Here is a 22859-nt window from a genome sequence, read left to right as displayed (position 1 = left end):
TAAGCTCCCCTTTTTCTAGTAGTTATTGTCTAGCTTATTGCTTCACCGCGCCGGCGGTCAGGCCGCTGACGAGATAACGTTGCAGGAAGAAGATCACGACCAGCGCCGGCGCGATGCCGACAAAGCTTGCAGCCATGAGCTCGTTCCAGACAACCTCCTGCCGGCCGAAATAGGCGAACAGCCCAACCGGCAGCGGCATGTATTCGGTCTTCGAATTGAAAGTCAGCGCATAGATGAACTGCTGCGCGTAGGCCTCAATGAAGGAGGAAATCGCCACCACGACGATGCCCGGCATGGCGATCGGCAGGATGACGCGACGCAGCGTATAGAGCTGGCTTGCGCCGTCGACATAGGCGGCCTCGTCGAGTTCCCGGGGGATACGCCTCATATAGGTGTGCAGCAGCCAGATTCCGGTCGGAATGATGAAGGCCACGCCCGGCACGATCATGGCGAAATAGGTATTGAGCACGCCGAAGGAGCGCATAAGCCGAAATAGCGGGATCAGGAGGACAGCGCCCGAGAACATTTTGACCGCAAGAAAAGCGCCGAGCAGCAGGCCCGCGCCCCTGAACTCGAAACGGGCGAAGGCATAGGCGGCCGGCACCGCGAGTATCAGCACGATAATGGTGATCGAGCCCGATATCAGGAAAGAGTTGAAAATATACCAGCCGAAGCCCGGCACGCTGGTCCACATCGTCCGATAGGCCTCGAACGACCCGTTTTCGGGAATGAAACGGTAAGGTGACGAAAAAAGCTGGCTGAGCGGCTTTAGCGAAACCAGGAAGCCTTCGACGAAGGGCGCCAGAACGAAGGTGAGGAACAGCAGGATACCGGCATAGATGCCGATGAGCTCATACCATCTGTAACGATTGATCATCATCGGCTGGCTCATCGCTTGGCTCCTGCTGAAAAGCGGCTGGTCAGGCGGAAATAGGCGAGACAGAACAGCGACAGGAAGATGCAGATCAGCACCGCACGGGCAGCACCTTCCCCATATTTGTACGACCCGATCGCCGTGCGATAGGTGTCGATGATCATCGTCGTCGTCTCGCCATTCGGGCCGCCGCGCGTCAAGATCCAGATGATGTCGAAGGAGTTGAACGTCGAGATCAGGGACAGCATCGACATGGTGACCATCGAGGGCACCATGAGCGGCAACGTGATACGGCGGAGACGATAGAAGCGGCCGGCGCCATCCGTCCAGGCGGCTTCATGAAGATCCTGCGGGATCGCCTGCATGGCCGCCAGCATATACAGCGTCACCATGGGCACGCCGATCCAGACGTCCGTGATGATTGTCGCCCAGAAGGCGGTGCTGCCATAGGCCAGAAAGGCAACCGGGTTATCGACGAGGCCAAAGCGCTGCAGCAGGCCGGAAATCATGCCGAACTGGCCGTTATACATCCAGCCCCACATGAAGATGCCAATAGCCATCGGCACGACCCAGGGCGGCATGGTGAGCACCCGAAACAAAGCACGGCCAGGGACCGCCGCGTTCAGCAGCATCGCGCCGCAAGTGCCGATGATCATCTTGATTGACACGGAAAAGAAGGTCCAGATGAAGGTCCGGACGATCACCGAGGCGAAGGTTTCGTTGAAGATCTTCGCATAATTTTCAAAGCCGACCCAGTTCGTCAGCTTCTTCAGCGATGCGTCGGTGAAGGACAGGATGACAGTGTCGACCAGCGGGTAGGCGACGATGACGAGAACGTAGAGGACAGCCGGAAGAAGCAGTATCCAGGCGAAGATGACCGTGCTGCGTTGAACACCCATCTTGCGCCCCTCTCTATGCGGCTCGAGAATGCAGCGCTTCGTCGAACCTGTCCCAGATCGGGCGCAGGTCCACGACCGTCTTCTTCATGCGCGCCTCGTCCATGGACAGTGCCAGAATGCCGGCCTCCAGCGCGTTCAGGGTCGAGACCGGCAGGTGCAGGCCAGACCTCACATGCGCAATGATGTCGGCGGCCATCTGTTCGTCGGCGCCATAATGCTGGGACAGTGTCGTCCGTGTCGCGTATGTCTTCTCGATCACCTTGTTGCCGGTGAGCATTTCGTGGACATTGAAATAACCGCGGATGAAATCACCCTCGGCCATGCCGCGCGAACCCATGATGGCGAAACGGCGAAACTGGTCGGGCACGTTGATATTGGTATGGAAATTCATGCCGACGCCGTTGGCGTATTCGACGATCGCCACCTGGTAATCGATGATGTCGCCGTCGCTGTCGAAGACCTTGTCCGACCCCATCCAGCCGCTCGGCTTGCGATGGAATAGTTCCAGATCGTTGATCCCTTCCCTGGCGGGATCGTTTTCCGGGATGAAGCTCTTTCGTCCGCCGAAACTGGCGACACGCTCCGGCCGCGCTCCGACCACGCCATTGTAGAGGTCGAGGTCATGGCAACATTTTTCCAGCATGAAACTGCCGGAATAATGCTCGTAGCGGCGCCAGTCGCGCATGAAGAAGGCGCCGTGATAGGGCTCGATATGCTCGGATGCCTCGATCGAGACGATATTGCCGAGCTTGCCTTCCGCCTGCGCGGCCCGTAGGTCGCGATACATCGGCGCGTAACGCAGCACGAGACCGACATTGAGCTGCTCGTGACCAAATTTCGCCATCAGACGGGCAAGTTCGATGCTCTGCTCGATGGTGGTAACGACCGGCTTCTCGGAGAAAATCTTCAGCCCGGCTTCAAGACCGATGCGAATGTGATCGAGATGCATGTGGTTCGGCGAGCCGATCATCAACAAATCGAGCTTTTCGTTGGCAATCAGCTCCTGGGGAGTGGCATAGGCCTTGCCGGCCGAAATGCCCTGTTCGAGCAAGCCAGGCAGGCCGGCCGGCGCCGGATCGACATAACCCGCGATCTCGAAGTTTTCGTCGATCGCCTTGAAAACATAACCCAGATATCCCAGACGGAATCCGAGTCCGATAATTCCCACTCGCATACTCGTATCGTTCCCACGACGTAATTTATTTTCGTCAGCTTGAGACAAATTTTCGCATTCGTCAACGAGCTTCGGTAAAATACTGGAAAAGGTGAAATTTATTTTCAGATTGACGCATAAACCTGCGCAGACGGTAGGCGGGCAATTGCGTCAGATTTGGTGCTTCTGCCGATTATTTTGGCAAGACGAAGAGATTATCTGTTCGGCCCGTTATACTGCCAATATTGATAGTTGGGCTTGCTGGTGCTCTCGGAGATGACGCCGTTTTGCTCGCAGACATAACCGAGGCGCGGCAGGCCGCGCCAGAAGATACCGTCGTGAAAGCCGCGATAATGCACAGTGGTCGTGCGGCATTGGAATTTCTCATCCTCAGCCATTTTCGGCGCGGTCACCCCGGGCAGGTTCTTATAGGGATAGACGGGGCGGACGTGGGGCTTGGGAAGCAGCGGATTGTCAGCGAAGCTCGCAGCCGGCACGATGCTTGCAAGGAGCAAGGCAGCAATGACAATTTTCACTCCGGTCCACATGACGTCTTACAATCCTTCTGCATGCGCGACGAGGGCCGCGTCGCCTAGCCCGGATATGATATAATGTCCGGCGCGCTGTGCGCCAACAGGTGGCCCGGAGAAATCAGCCTCGGGAACACATATGTGAACGATGGGCTGTTCACGGTACGTTACGGCGGTGAAAATGCTTTTACCTCGAACACGCGCAATCCGAGTTTCGGAAAAGTAAGAACCTTGTTATATATTGGTGGGGCTGTCGCTATAGTTTAGTGTTGTCGAGATTTCTATTTGTGGGAGTAAAGGTAATTCTCGAACAGGCCAATCGGATCATCGAACACGCGCAGGCACCCGGCACAGACAGTCTGGCACAGCAGGTCCGCATCTATGTCATCAATCTCGATCGTTCGCATGAACGTTGGGAAAGACTGCGCGGGCAGGCAGCGCGATATGGTCTGACTGTCGTGCGGGTTACCGCGATTGACGGAGCTAAGATTCCGGAAGGCGACCGCCTTGATTTCCAGCCGCAGCAATTCGTCTATCACAACGGGCGCAAGCTGTTGGCCGGTGAATATGGCTGCTACCGCAGCCATTTGCTTGCCCTTCAGCAGTTCATAGACAGCGGCGACAAGATGGCCATCATCATGGAGGATGATGTCGAACTCAACGAAAGGCTGATCCCGCGCGCATTGTCGGCGATGGACAGCGTTTGTGGCGCGCGCCTGGTGAAACTCGTCAACCATCGGCTGGTCGGCTTCAAGCCGCTATCGGAAACTACGGAAAACGACATCGTCGGCCGCTGCATGCACGGCCCACAAGGGTCGGCCGCGTGCTACATCGTCAACCGGTCCGCGGCGAAGAAGCTGCTGGCCACGCTGAAGCCGATGCTTTTGCCCTACGATGTCGCCCTTGAGCGCGGCTGGTCAACCGGGGTTGAAACCTTCTCCACCCTCGAAAACCTTGCGGATTTCAGTCCGCATCGTGCCGATACGACGATCGGCAAGCGCGTTCACTACCGCGCCGTGAAGCGGCATTTCCTGTTGCGGGCGACGGCACACTGGTTCCGCGTCTGCGATCAGCTGCATCGCTGGCACTATACCGTGAAGGCCAAGCCCCAGCCACCCACGGAGAGTACGAAGCGTTAGGGCAACAGCCGCGCGACGTTGTTGAAATCCGGCTCGCCGAGGGGCAAATCCATTTCCCGCTCGCGGAAGACCAGGTCGACCACCTCGCCACTCGGCGCATAGCCGGACACCAGATTCTGGAGCAAGCCTCTCGCCAACGGTACGTCATTTTCGTCGAGTGCTGCCTCGAGCGCGGCAAGTTTCTTTGACAGTTCCGACCAGGGCAGGAAGTCTTCCTTGGCCCGCATGATGCGCGGATGGCCCGTCGCCTGCGGATTGTCGCCGATCAGCAGCTCTTCATAGAGTTTCTCGCCCGGCCTCAGGCCGGTGATCTCCAATTCGATATCGCCTTCCGGCTCGTCTTCATCCCTGACCGTCAGACCGGACAGTTCCACCATGCGGCGCGCGAGATCGGCGATGCGCACCGGCTCGCCCATGTCGAGCAGGAAAACGTCACCGCCGCCGGACATGGCGCCGGCCTGGATGACAAGCTGCGATGCCTCGGGGATGGTCATGAAATAACGAGTGATGTCGGGATGCGTCAGCGTAATCGGGCCGCCATCGCGGATCTGCTGACGGAAGAGTGGCACGACGGAGCCGGAGGAGCCAAGCACATTGCCGAAACGGACCATGGCGAAATTGGTGCCGGCGGCGCCGGGCTTGCGGTCCGCATCCATCGCCTGCAGCACCATCTCCGCCAACCGCTTGCTGGCGCCCATGATATTGGTCGGGCGCACAGCCTTGTCGGTGCTGATCAGCACGAAGTCCTCGACGCCGCAATCGCGCGCCACCTGCGCGGTGGTCACCGTTCCCAAAACATTGTTGCGAATGCCCTCGACGGGATTGTATTCGACAAGCGGCACATGCTTGTAGGCGGCGGCGTGATAGACGGTCTTCGGCCGCCAGGCTTCCATGATCTGCCTGAGCCGCCGGCCGTCGCGGATGGAGGCCAGGAAGGGGATGATGCGAATATCGCTGTTTCCCGCCGTCGCGGCCGTTTTCTCCAGCTCACCATGAATGGCGTAGAGCCCGAATTCGTTCTGTTCCACCAGCAGCAGACAGGAAGGGCCGTTCTTTAGGATCTGCCGGCAGAGTTCGCTGCCGATCGAGCCGCCCGCACCGGTCACCATGACGACCTTGCCATGAATGTTCTTGTCGATCAGGGCGCGATCGGGCACGATCACGTTGCGGCCAAGCAAGTCTTCGATATCGAGTTCGCGGAGGTCGGAGACGGCGACGCGCCCCTGGGCGAGCGCCGTCAGGTCCGGCATGGTGCGCACGGTGACGCGCGCCTTGCGCATGTCTTCGAGGATCTCGTTGCGGCGCTGCCGCGTCGCATTCGGCAGGGCAAGCAGCACGCCCTTGATGTCACCGGAAACCACAAGCGCCGGCAGATCGGTGGGATCGTAGATCGGCAGGCCGCCCATGATGCTGCCATGCAAATTCCGGTCGTCATCGAGATAGCCGACGACATTCAGTTCGGCGCTGTTGGCAAGCGCGCCGGAAAGCTGGCGGCCGGAGGCGCCGGCGCCGTAGATCAACACCTTGCCGAGCTGGTTGCGGTTCAATAGCCGCTGATAGGCATTGCCGAGCCAGTAACGCGTCCACATGCGCGACAGGCCGATGGCGATCAGAAGCAGCAGAGGCTGCAGGATACCGACGGTGCGGGGCACGCCGGGCACGCTGATCGCGGTGAAGATGGTCATGAAGGCGAGCGCATAGATCGCCACCGCCTTGACGACCGTCATGAAGGCCGACATGCCGGCATAGCGGAAAATGGCACGATACAGGCCAAGCACGATGAAGATCGGGATGGCGACAAGGAGAGAAACGATGGCGGGCAGCCATTCGACACCCTCCAGGATCACCCAGTCGTCCAGGCGGAGACAATAGGCAAACCAGACCGTCAGAACGCACAGGCTGGCATCGACAAGCAGCGCCAGCGCGCGCTTGGTCGAGCGCGGCAGCGCCAGGAACGGCAGAACAAGCTTATCCGCGGGCACCATCGGTCAATTTCCCCTGGCGCCGGTCGACGGACCAGCATACCGCTTCTCTCGCATAAATTGCACCACCATGTATTACACGACACAGCATGATTGTCTTTATGCTTCCATTAGCAAAATGCAAACATTCTCTGCGTCCATTCACTTTTAGAACAGCCGGCGCGCAAATGCATCCCTGATCTTGAAACAGGCACTTGTCGCAAAAAGATGGCAACAAAAGTTACTTCCCGAGATATCCGCGGATGACCGGATGCCGGAACAGGCCGGCGAGGACGGCAAAGGCCATGCCGAGCCCCATGCCGAACAATGCGCCGGCGATCAATCCGGCCACCATCATCACCTTCCGGCTCGGCCCGTCCGCCGTCAGCGGCGGTTCGGCTTCGGAAATGACCCGGATATTGCTCTGCGACAGATCCCGGGCGTCGCTTGTCTGGCCGGACCGCTTCAGCACTGCCTGGTACGCGTCGCGAGCGGCCGCGGCCTTGCGCTCGAGTTCGTTGAGGCCGACCAGCTTGCCGGAGGTATTGACCTGCGATGCTTTCTGCACCGCCAGCTCCTTGGCGATATCCTGCTCGGCTTTCTGCGCCTGATCGTAATCGGCGCGAGCCGAGGTTGTCTGGCGCTGCAACTCGCTGCGGATCTCGACCGAGAGACTATCCAGCGAAGATTTGGCGGCAAGCAGGCGTGGATGACGGGCGCCCAGCTGGCTTTGCAGGCTGCCGACATTGGCGGCAAGCACGGCATATTGCTGGCGCAGGCTGCTCAGCGGCGTGGACGCGGCTGTCGCCGTGGCCGACGGACCGTTGGACACGACGTCCGTGAAGCTCAGCCTGTCGGCGGCATCGGCGCGCGCCTTCGCCTCGATCGTCTTTTGCTGAGCGACCACCAGCATGTCGTTGAGCGCGGTCAGGCGCTTGTCGGACATCAGGTTGCCCGCGACAGCGACCATGTCGTTATCGGCGCGATAGGCCTCGGCCGCCTTTTCGGCGGCTCGCACCTGCTCACGCAGATCCTCGAGCCTGCCATCCAGCGCGGTATTGCTGGTCTGATAGCTGTTCGCCGCCGCCTTGCTTTCCTCCTCGATGAAGGATGCGACAAGCTGGTTGGCAATCCCGGCCGACTTTTGCGGATCGCGCGTCGTCACCTTCAGCGACACGACATAGGTGCTGGCCTCGCGGGCGATCTGCACGGCCTTCGCCAGCACCGTTGCCGCCATATATTTCGCCGCGTCACCACTGGCGCCGCCATTAAATTGCGGATCCTGATCGAGCTTCAGCGCCTCGACGACCCGGCCCAATACCTTGCCGGAGGACAGGATCTGCGTCTGGCTGTCGATCATCGTCAGGATCAGTTCCGGCGCGATCGGCGGGGACTGGGACGAATCGCCGCCGCCGGTTTGACGAGGATCGAAATAGAGGCTGGTCTCGGCCGTGAATTTCTGCGGCAACATCGGAATGACGGCCGTGCCCAGCACGGCCCCGGCCACGGCAAGCGCCAGGACCACGTACTTTTTCGCCCAGATCGAACGGACGGCAGAGCGCAGGTCGAGAAGCGGCGTGTCGGCAACGGGCGCCGGCGAAGCTGCTGGTGGCGCAGCGACGACGGACGGCTCGGCAGCCGGGATTGCCGCAGCCACGGTTGGTTTGATCGTCGGCGGCAGGGCGGCTTTAGGCACGGGCTCGATCGCACTCGGCGGTTCCGGAGGCGTCGGGATTGCCGGCTTTGCGGCATCGGCCGGCTGCTCGGAGGCGACGGGTTGGACCTCATGGACGAAATCCCGCGGCCGCAGCACGGGGCCGCGCAGGCGCAGGCCTTCGCCCTGCCCTTCGGACGGCTCGTTGCTGCGCCAACTCGGAAAGTGGCTCGATCGCTTGTTTCGTTCCAATGAACTCATACCAGACTTCCAGGGACCCGCTCGCGCGGATCCCGCACAGCAGATGCCGGAGTTTAGAAATGTTTGGCTAACGGACCATTAAGGACATTCCCAGGAATGTCCCCGGCAAACGTCGGCAAGACGCCGTTGAGCCCTCGTCTTCATCAATATTCAACCGGGCAGGCCTATGAAGCTGGCCGACAGGCGACAGGAAAAACGGGAGCTTGCAATGGCCGGACCGATGACGAGACTGCTGCGCCGATCATTCGCAGCCGTGCTTCTGCTCGCCTTCGCCGCCCAGCCCGGCACCAGCCTTGCCGCGTCGCAGCTCTGTTATCGCGGCATCAATCTCTCCGGGGCCGAATATGGCGATCGTGGTGGCGTGCTTGGTACCAATTATATCTACCCTTCCGAAGACACGGTGCGCTATTTCGCGGGCAAGGGCATGAACGTGGTGCGCCTGCCCTTCCGCTGGGAGCGGCTGCAGCCAGTGTTGAGCCAACCATTCGATGGCAAGGAGCTGCAAGGCCTCAAGGATGCCGTCGACCTCATTCAAAAGCATGGCATGGCCGTTATCCTCGATCCGCATAATTACGGCTACTACGACAAGACCCAGCTCCCGCAGGTGCCGGCGGGCGATCTTGCTTTCGGCGATTTCTGGGCGCGGCTCGCCGTCGAGTTCGCCAATCGCAAGGGCGTCGCTTTCGGCCTGATGAACGAGCCGCACGATATCAAGGCACCCGATTGGCTGGAGCTGGCCAACATGGCCATCCGCAGCATCCGCACCGTCGGCGCCCGTAACCTCGTCCTCGTGCCCGGCACGAACTGGACCGGCGCCCACAGCTGGTCCGCCGATGTGCTTGGCGGCGGCGCGAACGGCACAGTCATGCTCGGCGTCAAGGACCCACTCGATTTCTACGCCTTCGAATTCCATCAATATCTCGATGCGGACAGCTCCGGCACGCATCCGGCCTGCGACGGCAGCGACAGTGCCAGCAAAGGTATGAACGACGTCACCGGCTGGCTGCGCAAGAACGGCAAGCGTGGCTTTCTCGGAGAATTCGGCGTGGCCGGGAATGATGGCTGTCTTGCGGGCCTCAAGCAGGTGCTCGGCGTCATGAACACCAACAGCGACGTCTGGCTCGGCTGGAGCTACTGGGCGGCCGGCGACTGGTGGGCGCCGGACGAGCCACTGAACGTCCAGCCGCACAACGGCCGTGACAAGCCGCAAATGAAGGTGCTGGCGGATGGCCTGAGCAGGAAGGCCCCACTGGCGCCGTCATGCGTCCTCATCAAGCCTGCAAACTGATGGGCGGTAAGCGTCCGGCGCTTTGCCGCGAATCATCAGCCTGATATGGTACTCACGGCCAGAGACGCCACGACCCCGGATATTTCATGCAAAGCTCAGGCGAAATGCAGCCCATAAACTACGTCATTCTCGCCATTTCGCTGCTCGCGGTCCTGTATAATAGCATCCTTGCCTTCATCAATCACAACATCACGCCGCTGACGCCAAACGCCGTGGTGATGAGCGAAGTGCTCCTGCAGGTGGCAAGCTTTGCCTATATCCTGAAGAAGGGGATTTATGAGGAGGATATGGCGCCGCTCCTCTATCTGCTCCTGACCATCGTGCTGACGGTCTTCGTCATCGCCATCAACAAGCAGCCCTATGTCGATCACCTTCGCAACGTGATGATCATCTTTGTGTTTTCCATCATGGGCAGGCTTTGCAACGAGCGCACGCTGAAGCTGGCGTTCAGGATTTCCTGCATTGCCGTGCTCGCCGTGCTCATCTGCGAAATCGTGTCGGTGACGGAATATGTCGCGCTCTTTCATCCGGCCGAATATTTCCAGAACACGCGCGGTGTGCCGCCGGCCACCTACAGCGATATCGGTCTGTTCCGTGGCGCGCTGGGGTTCGAGGGGCGGTTCTCCTTCGGCCTGATAGACCATCGATCGTCCTCCATCTTTCTGGAGCAGGTGTCGCTTGCCAATTTCTGCGGCGTGATGGTCCTCTACCTGATCAGCTTCTCCGGCCGGCTACGGCTGTCCGACAGAGTGCTGTTCATATCGACCGTTGTTCTGATCCTGCTGACAAATGACACGCGCACGATGCTGATTTTCAGTCTCATCAGCATTGCCGGCTATTTCATCTATCCCTGGCTTCCAAAGATGCTCGACCTAATGACGATGCCCGTGATCATCCTCGTCGGCTTCGTCATCAACGCCCTCAAGCCGGGCGTTACCGGCGACAATTTCGTCGGTCGCATCAACGGTACGGTGCGGGCCTTCCTCGGCATGGACCTGCAGAGCACCATCGGCCTGCAGCTCGATCAGGTCGGCATCTTCTACGACAGCGGCTATGTCTACATCATATACGGCGCCACCATCTTCGGCCTGATCCTGTTCTGGCTCTATGCCTCGCTCTATCCCGGAGGCGAGACCGTCAACCAGCGGCGGCTCGGCCACGCTCTTTCCCTCTTCCTGTTCCTGAACCTGATGATCGGCTCAACGGCCATCTTTTCGATGAAGACGGCCGGGCTGGTCTGGCTGTTGGTGGGCTTCCTGAAGTTTAACGAGGGCACGCAGGCAAAGCAGCCGCAGAGGCTCTCGCTCGCCACCAACAGCTAAGGCGGGGATGCGCCGTTCGAAGGCGCAACGGGAACGGTTTTTCCCATCATCTTGCCTAAAGTAGCCGTGGAAACATGGTTGAGGGGCATATTCCCCATAGTTTCGATTTGATTTAAGCAGGCGGGCGCCAAAGCAAGCGGGCACCCCGGCGGAAGAGAGAAGAGATATGACGCATTTCGTACTCACGGTATCGTGCCGCTCGACACGTGGGATTGTTGCGGCGATTGCCAATTATCTGGCGGATCAGGGCTGCAACATCGTCGACTCCAGCCAGTTCGACGATCTCGATACCGGCAAGTTCTTCATGCGCGTCAATTGTGATCATGCAGGCAAGTTCGAGATGGAGGCCGAGATCCACGATACCCAGAAGCGCATGAAGGTGCTGCTGATGGTGTCGCGCTTCGGCCATTGTCTGAATGACCTGCTCTACCGCTGGAAGATCGGCGCCCTGCCGATCGACATCGTCGGCGTCGTCTCCAACCATTTCGAATATCAGAAGGTGGTGGTCAATCATGACATCCCCTTCCACCATATTCCGGTGACCAAGGCCAACAAGCCGCAGGCGGAAGCCCGGATCATGGAGGTGGTCGAGCAGACCGGCACGGAACTGATCGTGCTCGCCCGCTACATGCAGATCCTGTCGGATTCGATGTGCCAAAAGATGTCCGGCCGGATCATCAACATCCACCATTCCTTCCTGCCGAGCTTCAAGGGCGCCAATCCCTACAAGCAGGCCTATGAGCGCGGTGTGAAGCTGATCGGAGCGACGGCGCATTATGTGACGGCGGATCTGGACGAAGGTCCGATCATCGAGCAGGACACGGCACGCATCACCCATGCGCAGTCGGCGGACGATTATGTCTCGATCGGCCGGGATGTCGAGAGCCAGGTGCTGGCGCGGGCCATCCATGCCCATATCCACTACCGCACCTTCCTCAACGGCAACCGCACCATCGTCTTCCCGGCAAGCCCGGGAAGCTATGCCTCCGAGCGGATGGGGTAAGACGCGGCCGACGCCACCAACCCCTGTTTTCTTTCCCCTCCAAAATACGATCTAATACGGCCGATATCGAATCGCAGTGCGGAGGGGAAATTGCCGCCATATCTGGATAGAATCCTGCCGCTTTCGGCCCTCGTCATGCTCGTAACCGCGCAGGTCTCGATCGCAGCGACATTGGAGGAGGATCCTTCGAAGGTCGATCTCGCCAAGCTGGTCGAATGCACCAGCTATGACGTGCCGAGTTACAACGGCTTTGCCATGTGGCTGACCGGGCCTGAGAGCGTCGAGGCGATGAAGCGGATGGGCATCACCGAGCTGCCATCCGACAATCTCATGCTGCGGGAATTCAAGCTGGAGAAGCCGATCATCGTTTTCGGCCGACAGACCGACAGGGTCGCCTTCGCCCCCTCCGGTCCGCTGGCCGTGCTCGATGAGGCCGATCCGCATCCGCTCGCCAAGCAGCTTGGCGTTAACGCCACGGTTGACACGCCGGGCAAGTTCCTCGGCGAAAAAGAGATCGTCTCCAGCAAGGAGCAACTGGAAAACTCCGACACGGTGCTGCATTCGCGCATAACCCTCAATATCTCGACCGTCAACAACCATCCCGGCAAGACGCTGGCCGGCTGCAGCTATTCGATCGAGGTTGAGTGACGTCTGCATCTAGGCAGGCGCGATCAGTGGCCTATCTTCCATCCTATTGTCCGATCGCCCTGTTCGTTTTCGGGGATTATCTTTAGGACGGAATGGTTTAGTGTCGACGGAGATGAACCATCCGGGGGAGCCATGACCGACGCCGCGCTCGTCAATCGTATGCAACTGCCAAGACCGGACATCACGCCGGAGGAAGCAGCTGACCTCCTGCGGACGCATTATGGCCTGACAGGAACACTCACCGAACTCGGCAGCCAGCAGGACCGCAACTACCGCGTCGATACCGGTACGAACAACTATGTTCTAAAGGTCTGCCGCACGGAATATGACACGGTGGAGCTGGAGGCGCAGAATGCCGCCATCCGCCACCTGCACGCCAAACCGGATGCGCCGCGTGTCCCCAATATCGTGCCGTCGCTGAACGGCCGGGATATTCTTGCCGTCACCGTCCGCGAGCAGGATTATCTTATCCGGCTGCTCGGCTACCTCCCCGGCCAATCGCTGACGCGGCGCAAGCATCTGTCGCTCGCCGCGGTCTCGGCGCTCGGCACCCTGTCGGCGCGGCTCGCCCGCGACCTCGCTGATTTCAACCATCCCGGCCTCCATCGCAATCTGCAATGGGACCTGCGCCGGGCCGGCCCTGTCGCCGTGCAGCTGCTGTCGGCGATCACGGACCACGATGCGCGCGACCGCATCGCCAAGGCGATGGTCTCGGCCGTCAAGCGCATCCAGCCGCTCGCCGGCGGGCTTCGCGTGCAGCCCGTCCACCACGACGTCACCGACGACAATGTCGTCTGCCATCCTGACGCGCATGGCCAGCCGATCCCGGACGGGGTGATCGATTTCGGAGACATCATCCAGGGTTGGCTGGTGGGCGACCTCGCCGTCACCTGCGCCTCGCTGCTGCACCATGCCGAAGGCGATCCCTTCGTCATCCTTCCCGCCATCAAGGCCTATCACGCGGTCTATCCGCTCGAGGAAGCCGAGTTGAAGGCGCTGTGGCCGCTGATCGTCGCCCGCGCCGTGATCCTTGCCGCCAGCGGCGAGCAACAGCTCGCCATCGACCCCGAAAACGACTACGTGCGCGGCAATCTCGAGCATGAACGCGAGATTTTCGACGTCGCCACCGGCGCCGATCCGGACGTGATGGAAGCAGCGATCCTGCGCGCCGTCGGCTTCGACGTCGCCCCGATCGCCACCGAGGGCTGGTCGGCGCTGCTACCGGATATCGCGCCCGACACCATCGCCGCCGTCGATCTTTCCGCAACCAGCCCGCATTTTACCGACGGCAATTGGCAGAAGCCGGACATGGACTGGCGACTGCTTGCCAAAGAGGCAACCGCCTCCGGCACGGCGGCAACGCGCTATGGCGAATTCCGCCTGTCGCGCGCCGATCTCCTCGGCATGACGCCGCCACAGAATTTCGCGCTGCATAGCGATGTCTGCCTGCCCGCCGGAACGACGGTTACAGCCCCGTTTGCCGGACGCATCCAATGGGACGGCCAGCATCTGGTTCTGGTGAGCGAGGTGGTCAGCCTGCACCTCGACGGCATCGATTGCCCGCTGGAAGAGGGTGCCGAGATCGAGCAGGGCGCTGCCATCGGCACCATCGCCGGCGAAGGCTCGACGGTCGGTGGCCTGCGCGTGCAGCTCTGCCGCTCTCCATCGCTGGTGCCGCCGCTCTTTGCCACAGCGCATCAGGCCGATGGCTGGTCGGCCGTCTGCCCCTCGCCCGCTGCCCTTCTGAGCCCAGCCTGCGAAGCACCGCGAGAAGACAGCGCGGCCCTGCTTGCCCGGCGCGCGGCACATTTCGCCAGGCCGCAAAAGCATTATTACGAGATCCCGCCACAGATCGAGCGCGGCTGGCGCGAATTCCTCTTCGACATCGAAGGCCGCGCCTATCTCGACATGGTCAACAATGTCACCATGCTCGGCCATGCACATCCGCGCCTGACGGCGGCGGTCGAGCAGCAATGGTCGCGGCTCAACACCAACTCCCGCTTCCACTATGCCGCCGTCACCGAGTTTTCCGAGCGGCTGGCGGCGCTGGTGCCGGAGGGTCTCGACAGCGTCTTCCTGGTCAACAGCGGCTCCGAGGCCAACGACCTCGCCATCCGGCTTGCCTGGGCGCATACGGGCAAGAAAAATATGCTCTGCCTGCTGGAGGCCTATCACGGCTGGACGCTAGCAAGCGACGCCGTCTCCACCTCTATCGCCGACAATCCGCAGGCGCTGACGACACGGCCGGACTGGGTGCACCCGGTCGTGTCGCCGAATACCTATCGCGGGCCATTCCGCGGGCCTGATTCGGGCGCGGACTACGTGGCCAGCGTTACGACGGTGCTGGAGGCCATCGACGAGAAGGGCGACGGCCTTGCCGGCTTTATCGCCGAACCAGTCTATGGCAATGCCGGCGGGATCGCTCTGCCGCACGGCTATCTTACCGACGTCTATGCCGCGGTGCGCGAGCGCGGCGGCCTCTGCATCGCCGACGAGGTGCAGGTGGGCTACGGCCGGCTCGGCCATCACTTCTGGGGCTTCGAGAGCCAGGACGTCGTGCCGGATATCATCACCATCGCCAAGGGCATGGGCAACGGTCATCCGCTCGGCGCGGTCATCACCCGCAAAGAGATCGCCGAATCGCTGGAGAAGGAGGGCTATTTCTTCTCCTCGGCCGGCGGCAGCCCGGTAAGCTCGGTCGTCGGTCTCACCGTGCTCGACATCATCAGGGACGAGGGCCTGCAGGAGAATGCTCGCGTGGTCGGCGATCATCTGAAGGCGGGACTGATCGCGCTGATGGAACGCTTTCCGTTGATTGGCGCGGTGCACGGCACGGGCCTCTATCTCGGCGTCGAGTTCGTGCGCAACCGCGAGACGCTGACGCCCGCCACGGAAGAAACGGCTGATATCTGCGACCGGCTGCTCGATCTCGGCGTCATCATGCAGCCGACCGGCGATCACCTGAATGTGTTGAAGATCAAACCGCCGCTTTGCCTTTCGATCGAGAGTGCCGATTTCTTCGTCAAAGCCCTGGAAAAGGCTCTGGAAGACACCGTCTAGCCTCTCTGGCGACGACCGTTAACCATTAAGGTAATTTAGCGATACGCAAATTTTAGTGCCTTTTGGGGATTGTCGAATCTCGCGATAATTCCTATCTGTCTCTCGGTGATCGGCTATGCCGTTCCGCTACGGGAGGTTGCGCGGAGGTTGATACAGCCTACCCCGCAATTAGCCAGGTACGGAATTATATTTTACCGATCGTCGATATTTTGACATCTTTCGGAATATGTTTCTGAGGATGGAATTGCTATTCTCTACCCAGGTTGTAGACAATAGCACACCGGATCACCGGCTCCTCTCGGAGCCCCAACAAGTACAACACCAACGAAGGAAGTGACATGCTGAATATTAAATTCATCGCCTCGATCCTTGGGCGGTCCGTGCTTGGCTATGACCGTTCGGGCGCACTCTCCCGCCCGTGCTGTCGAATGTGACGTTCGTCCCCTTACCGGATTCAAACAGTCAATTCGCCATGTCTGCGCCGTTAGGGCGCGGAGGGAGTATTTTTTATGAAGAAGCAAGTCATCGAATATGCTGGCGTTCCCGTCGGCATCGTCATTCCGGATGAAGACCGGCTGAAGTTCATCGCCGTGAAATATCATGTCCACGATCTGGACGAACAACGTTTCAGAAACACGGACGAGGTGAAGCTCGCCATCCGCGACCTCCTCTCCCGCCAACAGGCTAAGCCGATCCACGTTTGATGGATCGGCTTAGCCGCCACTTTTGCAGCACCACACCACCCGCCCTCGCCCTTCCACAAGCTCAGGGTAAGAGCATGGCAGGTCATTTCGCTGATCTGGCGGGAGTGCCGGGCGTCCGTGGTTTAAGTGCACTTTTCCAGAATCTCATCCACGACACGCTCAATCCGCGCAGTGGCATCGATCACGATGCCGCCCTTCGGGACATCTTCTTTCGTTGCGTGCAATCGCCTGATAAATTGCCGTTCGGCGGATCTTCCGCCCCATTCGGTTTCCGGCCTCTCGGCAAGCCGTCGGGTCAACGTATCCAGATCGACCTCAAGAACGAAAACCCGATCGAACAAGTCAATGAAGCTGGAGAAATTCCGGGAGCCACCGCAGAAAAACGATGCGGCATGGCTTTGATCGGCCACCAGCGCTCTGACCCTGTCCACGTTCCAAATATGATGCTCGTGGGCAAATCCGTCCACGGGTTCCCCCGTCTTCGGATCGCCCTGATAAGCCAACTCGGTGTCACCATTGATCGAATGGCAACCACGCCGCCGCAATTCGTGGCAGACTGACGTCTTGCCGGTGCCGGAAATGCCTTCTATCAAATAGTTTCTGATACCCATTCCATTGCCCCTACTGGAAAAGTCCCTCGCCTGGAAGTCGGCAGGACCGTTGGCTCAAGTCCGTTCCAGGGCACATGGCCAAGCACCGTGCCACCAAAGGACAGGCGTTGCTCGCCAGTCCTGACCTTCGTCTTTGAACCATCAGGGGGGCGGCCCAGCCGCCCACAAACCCATCTTGTCTTTTCCCGTTCTTTGCGATCCTATCGCCATGATAACCTCCCGCTTCGAGAGGCGAAGGATTTTTCATTGGCTGATCTGCTCAATCTCCTGACCGACATCGACGGCCTCGCCGTCGGTCATTCCACCGACCTTGCACTCGGTTCCGGTGTCACCGCCATCATCTTCGACGAGCCGGCGATTGCCTCCGGCTCCGTGCTCGGCGGTGCGCCGGGCGGGCGGGACACGGCTTTGCTCGATCCGGCGATGACCGTCAGCACGGTCGATGGGCTGGTGCTGTCGGGCGGCTCGGCCTTCGGGCTCGATGCGGCCGGCGGCGTGCAGGCGGGCCTGCGCGAGATCGGGCGCGGCCTTCAGGTCGGAACGGCGCTTGTGCCGCTGGTGCCGCAGGCGATCCTCTTCGATCTCATCAATGGCGGCAACAAGGACTGGGGCCTCTATTCGCCCTATCGCGACATGGGCTACGCCGCCTTCAAGGCAGCGAAGAAAGGCGTCTTCTCGCTCGGCACGGTCGGCGCCGGCACCGGCGCAACGACGGCGACGGTCAAGGGCGGCCTCGGCTCGGCCAGCGCCGTCAGCAGCCGGGGACATAGGATCGCCGCCATTGTCGCCGTCAATGCGCTTGGCACTGCCACCATCGGCGACGGATCGCATTTCTGGGCAGCGCCCTTCGAGGAGAACGGCGAATTCGGCGGGCTCGGCATGCCCGAGACCATCGACACGCGCCTGCGGCTGAAAGGCGGAAATGTCACGGCAACGACCATCGGCGCCATCGTCACCGATGCGCAACTGACCAAGGCGGAGGCGCATCGCCTGTCGATCTGCGGCCATGACGGCCTTGCCCGCGCGCTTCTGCCGGCGCATCTGCCGCTCGACGGCGACACGGTTTTCGCCGCCTCCACCGCCAAGCACCCGAGAGACGACATGCCGAGCTTCATGGAGCTTTGCCATCTCGCCACCATCGTCATGGCGCGCGCGATTGCTCGCGGCGTATACGAGGCGACGGCGCTGCCGGTCGAAGGCGCGCAGCCGGCTTGGCGGGATCGTTTTCCCAACCGAACGACCTAGCCGGAGATCCATCCATGCAGATCCGGGCGCTGATCTATTTCGACGAGCTGGTGCGTACCAACTCCATGCGCCAGGCGGCGGAAAACCTGAACGTCGCGCCGACGGCGATCAGCCGGCAGATCGAAAATCTCGAATATCATTTCGGCACGCCGCTGGTCGAGCGCAGCGCCCGTGGCGTCAAGCTGACCGCCGCCGGCGAGCTATTGGCCGTGCGTGCCGGCCGGACGCTGCGTGAACTCGACCATGTGCATCAGCTGATCGAAGACCTGAAGGGATTGCAGCGTGGCCGCGTCAGCGTCTATGCCAGCGGCGCCACCGTCGCCAACCTGCTGGCGCCGGCGCTCGCCGAATTCAGCCTGCGCTATCCGAAACTGCGCTTCGAGGTGACCATCACCAGCGCCCGCAGCGCCATCGAGGCCGTCAACGGCGCCGAGGCCGATATCGCCGTGACATTGTTCGCGCCACCGCTATCGGGAACCAAGGTGCGGCTGCGCTCCGAAATCACCTATGACGTCATCGCCGCGACGAGCCATCCGCTGGCGGCACACAAAGAGGTCTCGCTTGCCGAACTCGCAGCGCATTCGCTCGCTGTGCCCGATCGCTCCTTCGGCGCACGGCAGGCTTTCGATGCGCTGTTCGAGCGTGAGGGATTGATACTCGATCCGGTGTTCGAGAGCAGCTCGCTGGAGATGCAGAAGGAACTGGTGTTGCGAGGAGCGGCGATCACCATGCTGCCGGCGCTGACCGTGCAACGGGAAATCCAGGCTGGGCAGCTCGTGGCCCTGCCGATCGCCGATGGCAAGGGGATCAGGACGCCGATCGATCTCTGCGTTGCGCCGGACCGCCAACTGTCCTTTGCCGCCGGCAAGCTTCTCGACTTCATCGAGCGCTTCATGCGCGAACAGGTCGCCGGCACGGGGAAGCGCGATTGATCCGAGACGATGGATTTCAACCGGGCAAAATCAGTGTAGCCATATCAGCTACACTGAGCACACATTTTTATAATTGTGTGTGCGCCTGCGAGATGACACTATTTTGAAAAAGGGCCGTATGCCGGAGGGAAAAGCCGGGATCGCGAGCTGAAACAAGGGAACCGATATGACCACGTTTTCACGTCCGAGCCTGGGCGATTTTGCCCGTCGTCTTGCCTGTGGCGCCGCGATCTCGGCGGGGCTGCTGCTGATGGGCATGACATCAGCCGAAGCCGCCAAGACCACGCTCAATCTCGGCATGACAGTTGAGCCCACCGGCCTCGATCCGACGATCGCCGCCCCCGTCGCCATCGGACAGGTGACCTGGCAGAACATCTTCGAGGGGCTGGTCGCTATCGACGAGAGCGGCAAGGTCATACCCCAGCTTGCCAAGAGCTGGGAGATTTCCCCCGATGGGCTGACCTATACGTTCAAGCTGCAAAGCGGCGTCAAATTCCATGACGGCCAGGCCTTCGATTCGGCGGCGGCGAAATTCACGCTCGACCGCGCCCGCGACGCCAAATCCGTCAATCCGCAGAAGCGCTTCTTCGCAACTATCGCCTCGATCGACACGCCGGATCCCGACACGTTGGTGCTGCACCTTTCCTCTCCGACCGGCAGCTTGCTCTATTGGCTCGGCTGGCCCTCCTCGGTCATGGTCGGTCCGAAATCCACCGCCAACGACAAGACGACGCCTGTCGGCACCGGTCCGTTCAAATTCGCGTCCTGGGCCAAGGGCGATCATGTCGAACTTGCCAAGAACCCGGACTACTGGAACAAATCCGTCGTTGTTAAGCTCGACAAGGTGACCTTCCGCTTCATTCCCGATCCGCAGGCGGAAGCGGCGGCCCTGAAGGCCGGCGATCTCGACGCCTTTCCGGAATTCGGCGCGCCCGAGCTGATGAGTTCCTTCGACGGTGATCCCAGGCTGATGACCAAGGTCGGCAATACCGAGCTCAAGGTCGTCGCCGGCATGAACAACACGCGCAAGCCCTTTGATGACAAGCGGGTGCGCCAGGCGCTGATGATGGCGCTCGACCGCAAGACGGTGATCGACGGCGCCTGGTCCGGCTTCGGCACCGCGATCGGCAGCCACTATACGCCGAACGACCCCGGCTATCAGGATCTGACCGGCAAACTGCTCTTTGACCCCACCAAGGCCAAGGCGCTGCTCGCCGAAGCCGGTTATCCCAACGGTTTCACCTTTACCATCAAGACACCGCAAATGGCCTATGCGCCGAGAAGCGCGCAGGTGATGCAGGCAATGTTTGCCGATATCGGCGTGACCATGAATATCGAGCCGACGGAATTTCCGGCGAAATGGGTGCAGGACGTCTTCACCGGCCGCGACTACGACATGACCATCGTCGCCCATGCAGAGCCGCGCGACATCGACATCTATGCGCGCGACCCCTATTATTTCAACTATAAGAACCCTGATTTCAACGATCTGATGAAGAAGGCGCAGCTCACCGCCGATCCAGCCGAGCAGAACAAGCTCTACGGCCAGGCGCAGACGATCCTCGCCGAGGACGTGCCGGCGCTCTTCCTCTTCGTCATGCCGAAACTTGGCGTCTGGGACAAGAAGCTGAAAGGTCTCTGGGAGAACGAGCCGATCCCGTCGAACGTGCTCACCAACGTCTCCTGGGAAGACTGACCCCTTTCAGCGCCGCGCAGCCGGGCGTAACCCGGCCATGGACATGCAATGATCGTACTTCTCACCCGCCGGATCATGGGCCTTTTCCTGACCCTGATCGCCGTTTCGCTGCTGCTTTTCGCGGTGATGGCCCTGCTGCCGGGCGATCCCGCCGCCATCACGCTCGGCACATCGGCAACGCCGGAGACGCTGGCGGCGCTCAGGCACGAGATGGGCCTCGATCAGTCGCTGATCCTCCGCTACGGCCAGTGGCTCGGCGGCGCGCTGACCGGCAATCTCGGCATGTCCTATACCTATGGCGTACCCGTCGCCGGCCTGATCGCCGAACGGCTAGCCGTGACGCTGCCGCTCGCTGTCCTCGCCATCCTGCTTTCCATCCTGATCGCGGTGCCGCTTGGCGTTGCCGCCGCCGCCAAACGCGGCGGCGTCTTCGACATCATCGCTACGCTATTTTCGCAGATGAGCATCGCCGTGCCCGGCTTCTGGGTGGGGCTGTTGCTGATCCTGCTATTCGCCACCTCGCTCGGCTGGATGCCGGCCGTCGGCTTTCCCGGCTGGGGCAATGGCCTATGGTCGGCCTTGAAGGCGCTGATCATGCCGGCGGTGGCGCTGGCCCTGCCGCAGGCGGGCGTCTTGACCCGCGTCACCCGCTCGGCCGTGCTCGACACGCTGCATGAGGATTTTGCCCGCACCGCCATTGCCAAGGGCCTGTCCCGTAGTGCGGTGCTCTGGGGGCATGTCGTGCCCAATGCGCTGATGCCGGTGATGACCATTCTCGGCCTGCAATTCACCTTCCTCGTCGCCGGCGCGGTGCTGATCGAGAACGTCTTCAACCTGCCCGGCCTCGGACGGCTTGCCTATCAGGCGCTCAGCCAGCGCGACGTTATCGTCCTTCAGGACGTCGTGCTGTTCTTCGCCGGGTTGGTCATCGTCGTCAATTTCTTGGTCGATCTCTCGTACCTGGTCATCGACCCCAGGCTTCGCAGCGGAGCGGCACGATGACCGTGGTCGAGACCGCCTCCCCCCGCCGCTCCCGCTTTCGTGCGCTGTGCCGTGCCAATCTCGTCGTCGGCGCGGTCATCATCCTCGCGCTTGTCGGCGTCGCCGTTCTATCACTGTTCTGGACGCCGTTGCCGCCGGCGAAGATGCAGATCATTCACAAGCTGCAACCGCCTTTGGGCTTCGGTCTTCTCGGCACCGATCAGCTTGGCCGCGACGTGCTGTCGATGCTGATGGCTGGCTGCTGGAATTCGCTGTCGATCTCCGTGTCGGCGGTGGCGATCGGCGGCACGATCGGCACGATGATCGGTGTTGCCGCCGCCGCACAACGCGGGCTGTTCGAGGCGCTAATCATGCGCGCATGCGACGTGATCTTCGCGCTGCCGCCGATCCTGTCTGCAATGATCCTCGGGGCGTTTCTCGGCACCGGGCGCCTGACCGCCATCATCGCCATCGCCACCTTCATGGTTCCCGTCTTTGCCCGTGTGGCGCTGAGCTCGGCGCTGCAGGCCTGGAGCCGCGACTATGTGATGGCGGCGCGCGCCATCGGCAACACACCCTTCTCGATCACCACGCGGCATGTGCTGCCGAATATCCTGAGCGGCATCATCGTGCAGGCGACGATCCAGCTTGGCCTGGCGATCCTGACCGAAGCAGGCCTGAGCTTCCTCGGCCTCGGCGTGCCGCCCCCGGCCCCGACCTGGGGACGGATGCTGGCGGACGCGCAGACCTATCTCGGGCTGGCGCCCTGGCTCGCCATCCTGCCGGGCCTGGCGATCGCGCTTTCCGTCCTCGGCTTCAACATGCTCGGCGACGGCCTGCGAGATCTTCTCGATCCGCGCGAAGCCCGCCGCTGATTTCAGACCACGAAGAGTATCGA

Annotated in this window: 19 protein-coding genes; 12 read left to right on the top strand and 7 right to left on the bottom strand. The window is 61.1% G+C overall.

Annotated features, from left to right (window positions below):
- Positions 1–34: 34 nt before the first annotated feature.
- From EX00_RS18190 to EX00_RS18175, 4 genes are all read right to left on the bottom strand, one after another.
- Positions 35–892: a carbohydrate ABC transporter permease gene (locus EX00_RS18190; RefSeq protein ID WP_047460836.1), complete on the bottom strand. Its 858-nt coding sequence runs from the start codon at positions 890–892 to the stop codon at positions 35–37.
- Positions 889–1773 (bottom strand): carbohydrate ABC transporter permease, encoded by an 885-nt coding sequence (locus EX00_RS18185; protein ID WP_047460834.1) that lies wholly within the window; start codon positions 1771–1773, stop codon positions 889–891. The genes EX00_RS18190 and EX00_RS18185 overlap by 4 nt, the downstream gene beginning before the upstream one ends.
- A gap of 13 nt (positions 1774–1786) precedes the next feature.
- Entirely contained in the window at positions 1787–2947 is a 1161-nt protein-coding gene (locus EX00_RS18180) for a Gfo/Idh/MocA family protein (RefSeq protein ID WP_047460832.1), read from the bottom strand.
- A gap of 194 nt (positions 2948–3141) precedes the next feature.
- Positions 3142–3462 (bottom strand): hypothetical protein, encoded by a 321-nt coding sequence (locus tag EX00_RS18175; RefSeq protein ID WP_234709051.1) that lies wholly within the window; start codon positions 3460–3462, stop codon positions 3142–3144.
- Positions 3463–3743: 281 nt separating this feature from the next.
- Between EX00_RS18175 and EX00_RS18170 the strand changes: the two genes are divergently transcribed.
- Positions 3744–4595, top strand: coding sequence for a glycosyltransferase family 25 protein (locus tag EX00_RS18170; RefSeq protein WP_047460828.1), 852 nt, complete (start codon positions 3744–3746; stop codon positions 4593–4595).
- On the opposite strand, the gene EX00_RS18165 is transcribed toward EX00_RS18170, so the two are convergent.
- Positions 4592–6580, bottom strand: a complete 1989-nt coding sequence (locus EX00_RS18165; protein ID WP_047460826.1) for a polysaccharide biosynthesis protein — start codon at positions 6578–6580, stop codon at positions 4592–4594. The two genes, EX00_RS18170 and EX00_RS18165, sit on opposite strands and share 4 nt — an antisense overlap.
- Before the next feature lie 217 nt (positions 6581–6797).
- Entirely contained in the window at positions 6798–8471 is a 1674-nt protein-coding gene (locus EX00_RS18160; protein ID WP_047460824.1) for a GumC family protein, read from the bottom strand.
- 208 nt (positions 8472–8679) lie between these two features.
- Between EX00_RS18160 and EX00_RS18155 the strand changes: the two genes are divergently transcribed.
- The 6 genes from EX00_RS18155 to EX00_RS18130 all read left to right on the top strand — a co-directional run bounded on the left by EX00_RS18155 (position 8680) and on the right by EX00_RS18130 (position 16496).
- Positions 8680–9759, top strand: coding sequence for a glycoside hydrolase family 5 protein (locus EX00_RS18155; protein ID WP_047460822.1), 1080 nt, complete (start codon positions 8680–8682; stop codon positions 9757–9759).
- 86 nt (positions 9760–9845) lie between these two features.
- Positions 9846–11081, top strand: coding sequence for a hypothetical protein (locus EX00_RS18150; protein WP_047460820.1), 1236 nt, complete (start codon positions 9846–9848; stop codon positions 11079–11081).
- Positions 11082–11247: 166 nt separating this feature from the next.
- Entirely contained in the window at positions 11248–12084 is an 837-nt protein-coding gene (gene purU, locus EX00_RS18145; protein ID WP_047460816.1) for a formyltetrahydrofolate deformylase, read from the top strand.
- Positions 12085–12174: 90 nt separating this feature from the next.
- Positions 12175–12732: a hypothetical protein gene (locus EX00_RS18140; protein ID WP_234709050.1), complete on the top strand. Its 558-nt coding sequence runs from the start codon at positions 12175–12177 to the stop codon at positions 12730–12732.
- 132 nt (positions 12733–12864) lie between these two features.
- The gene (locus EX00_RS18135) at positions 12865–15792 is read left to right on the top strand and encodes an aminotransferase (RefSeq protein WP_047460813.1); all 2928 of its coding nucleotides are present in this window, start codon (positions 12865–12867) and stop codon (positions 15790–15792) included.
- A 509-nt stretch (positions 15793–16301) separates the two neighbouring features.
- The gene (locus EX00_RS18130) at positions 16302–16496 is read left to right on the top strand and encodes a hypothetical protein (RefSeq protein WP_007701777.1); all 195 of its coding nucleotides are present in this window, start codon (positions 16302–16304) and stop codon (positions 16494–16496) included.
- Between the two features lie 122 nt (positions 16497–16618).
- On the opposite strand, the gene EX00_RS18125 is transcribed toward EX00_RS18130, so the two are convergent.
- Entirely contained in the window at positions 16619–17107 is a 489-nt protein-coding gene (locus EX00_RS18125; RefSeq protein ID WP_047460810.1) for an AAA family ATPase, read from the bottom strand.
- A gap of 246 nt (positions 17108–17353) precedes the next feature.
- Between EX00_RS18125 and EX00_RS18120 the strand changes: the two genes are divergently transcribed.
- From EX00_RS18120 to EX00_RS18100, 5 genes are all read left to right on the top strand, one after another.
- The gene (locus EX00_RS18120; protein ID WP_047460807.1) at positions 17354–18352 is read left to right on the top strand and encodes a P1 family peptidase; all 999 of its coding nucleotides are present in this window, start codon (positions 17354–17356) and stop codon (positions 18350–18352) included.
- Between the two features lie 14 nt (positions 18353–18366).
- Positions 18367–19284, top strand: a complete 918-nt coding sequence (locus EX00_RS18115; RefSeq protein WP_047460804.1) for a LysR family transcriptional regulator — start codon at positions 18367–18369, stop codon at positions 19282–19284.
- Between the two features lie 166 nt (positions 19285–19450).
- Complete coding sequence (locus tag EX00_RS18110; RefSeq protein ID WP_047460801.1) at positions 19451–20980, top strand: ABC transporter substrate-binding protein; 1530 nt, start codon at positions 19451–19453, stop codon at positions 20978–20980.
- Positions 20981–21028: 48 nt separating this feature from the next.
- Complete coding sequence (locus EX00_RS18105) at positions 21029–21982, top strand: ABC transporter permease (RefSeq protein WP_047460798.1); 954 nt, start codon at positions 21029–21031, stop codon at positions 21980–21982.
- Positions 21983–21984: 2 nt separating this feature from the next.
- The gene (locus tag EX00_RS18100; protein ID WP_404944025.1) at positions 21985–22836 is read left to right on the top strand and encodes an ABC transporter permease; all 852 of its coding nucleotides are present in this window, start codon (positions 21985–21987) and stop codon (positions 22834–22836) included.
- Positions 22837–22859: the final 23 nt, after the last annotated feature.

This window comes from Martinezella rhizogenes, assembly GCF_000799715.1.
In the GTDB taxonomy this organism is placed as follows: Bacteria; Pseudomonadota; Alphaproteobacteria; order Rhizobiales; family Rhizobiaceae; genus Rhizobium; species Rhizobium rhizogenes_C.
The sequence above is the reverse complement of the archived record's forward strand: the minus strand, read 5'-3'. Positions and strand labels throughout refer to the sequence as shown.

Bases quoted from the DNA above. Each gene is read 5' to 3' on its own strand.
- EX00_RS18190 (WP_047460836.1), bottom strand. From the start codon at position 892: ATGAGCCAGCCGATGATGATCAATCGTTACAGATGGTATGAGCTCATC.
- EX00_RS18185 (WP_047460834.1), bottom strand. From the start codon at position 1,773: ATGGGTGTTCAACGCAGCACGGTCATCTTCGCCTGGATACTGCTTCTT.
- EX00_RS18180 (WP_047460832.1), bottom strand. From the start codon at position 2,947: ATGCGAGTGGGAATTATCGGACTCGGATTCCGTCTGGGATATCTGGGT.
- EX00_RS18165 (WP_047460826.1), bottom strand. From the start codon at position 6,580: ATGGTGCCCGCGGATAAGCTTGTTCTGCCGTTCCTGGCGCTGCCGCGC.
- EX00_RS18160 (WP_047460824.1), bottom strand. From the start codon at position 8,471: ATGAGTTCATTGGAACGAAACAAGCGATCGAGCCACTTTCCGAGTTGG.
- EX00_RS18155 (WP_047460822.1), top strand. From the start codon at position 8,680: ATGGCCGGACCGATGACGAGACTGCTGCGCCGATCATTCGCAGCCGTG.
- EX00_RS18150 (WP_047460820.1), top strand. From the start codon at position 9,846: ATGCAAAGCTCAGGCGAAATGCAGCCCATAAACTACGTCATTCTCGCC.
- purU (WP_047460816.1), top strand. From the start codon at position 11,248: ATGACGCATTTCGTACTCACGGTATCGTGCCGCTCGACACGTGGGATT.
- EX00_RS18135 (WP_047460813.1), top strand. From the start codon at position 12,865: ATGACCGACGCCGCGCTCGTCAATCGTATGCAACTGCCAAGACCGGAC.
- EX00_RS18130 (WP_007701777.1), top strand. From the start codon at position 16,302: ATGAAGAAGCAAGTCATCGAATATGCTGGCGTTCCCGTCGGCATCGTC.
- EX00_RS18125 (WP_047460810.1), bottom strand. From the start codon at position 17,107: ATGGGTATCAGAAACTATTTGATAGAAGGCATTTCCGGCACCGGCAAG.
- EX00_RS18115 (WP_047460804.1), top strand. From the start codon at position 18,367: ATGCAGATCCGGGCGCTGATCTATTTCGACGAGCTGGTGCGTACCAAC.
- EX00_RS18110 (WP_047460801.1), top strand. From the start codon at position 19,451: ATGACCACGTTTTCACGTCCGAGCCTGGGCGATTTTGCCCGTCGTCTT.
- EX00_RS18105 (WP_047460798.1), top strand. From the start codon at position 21,029: ATGATCGTACTTCTCACCCGCCGGATCATGGGCCTTTTCCTGACCCTG.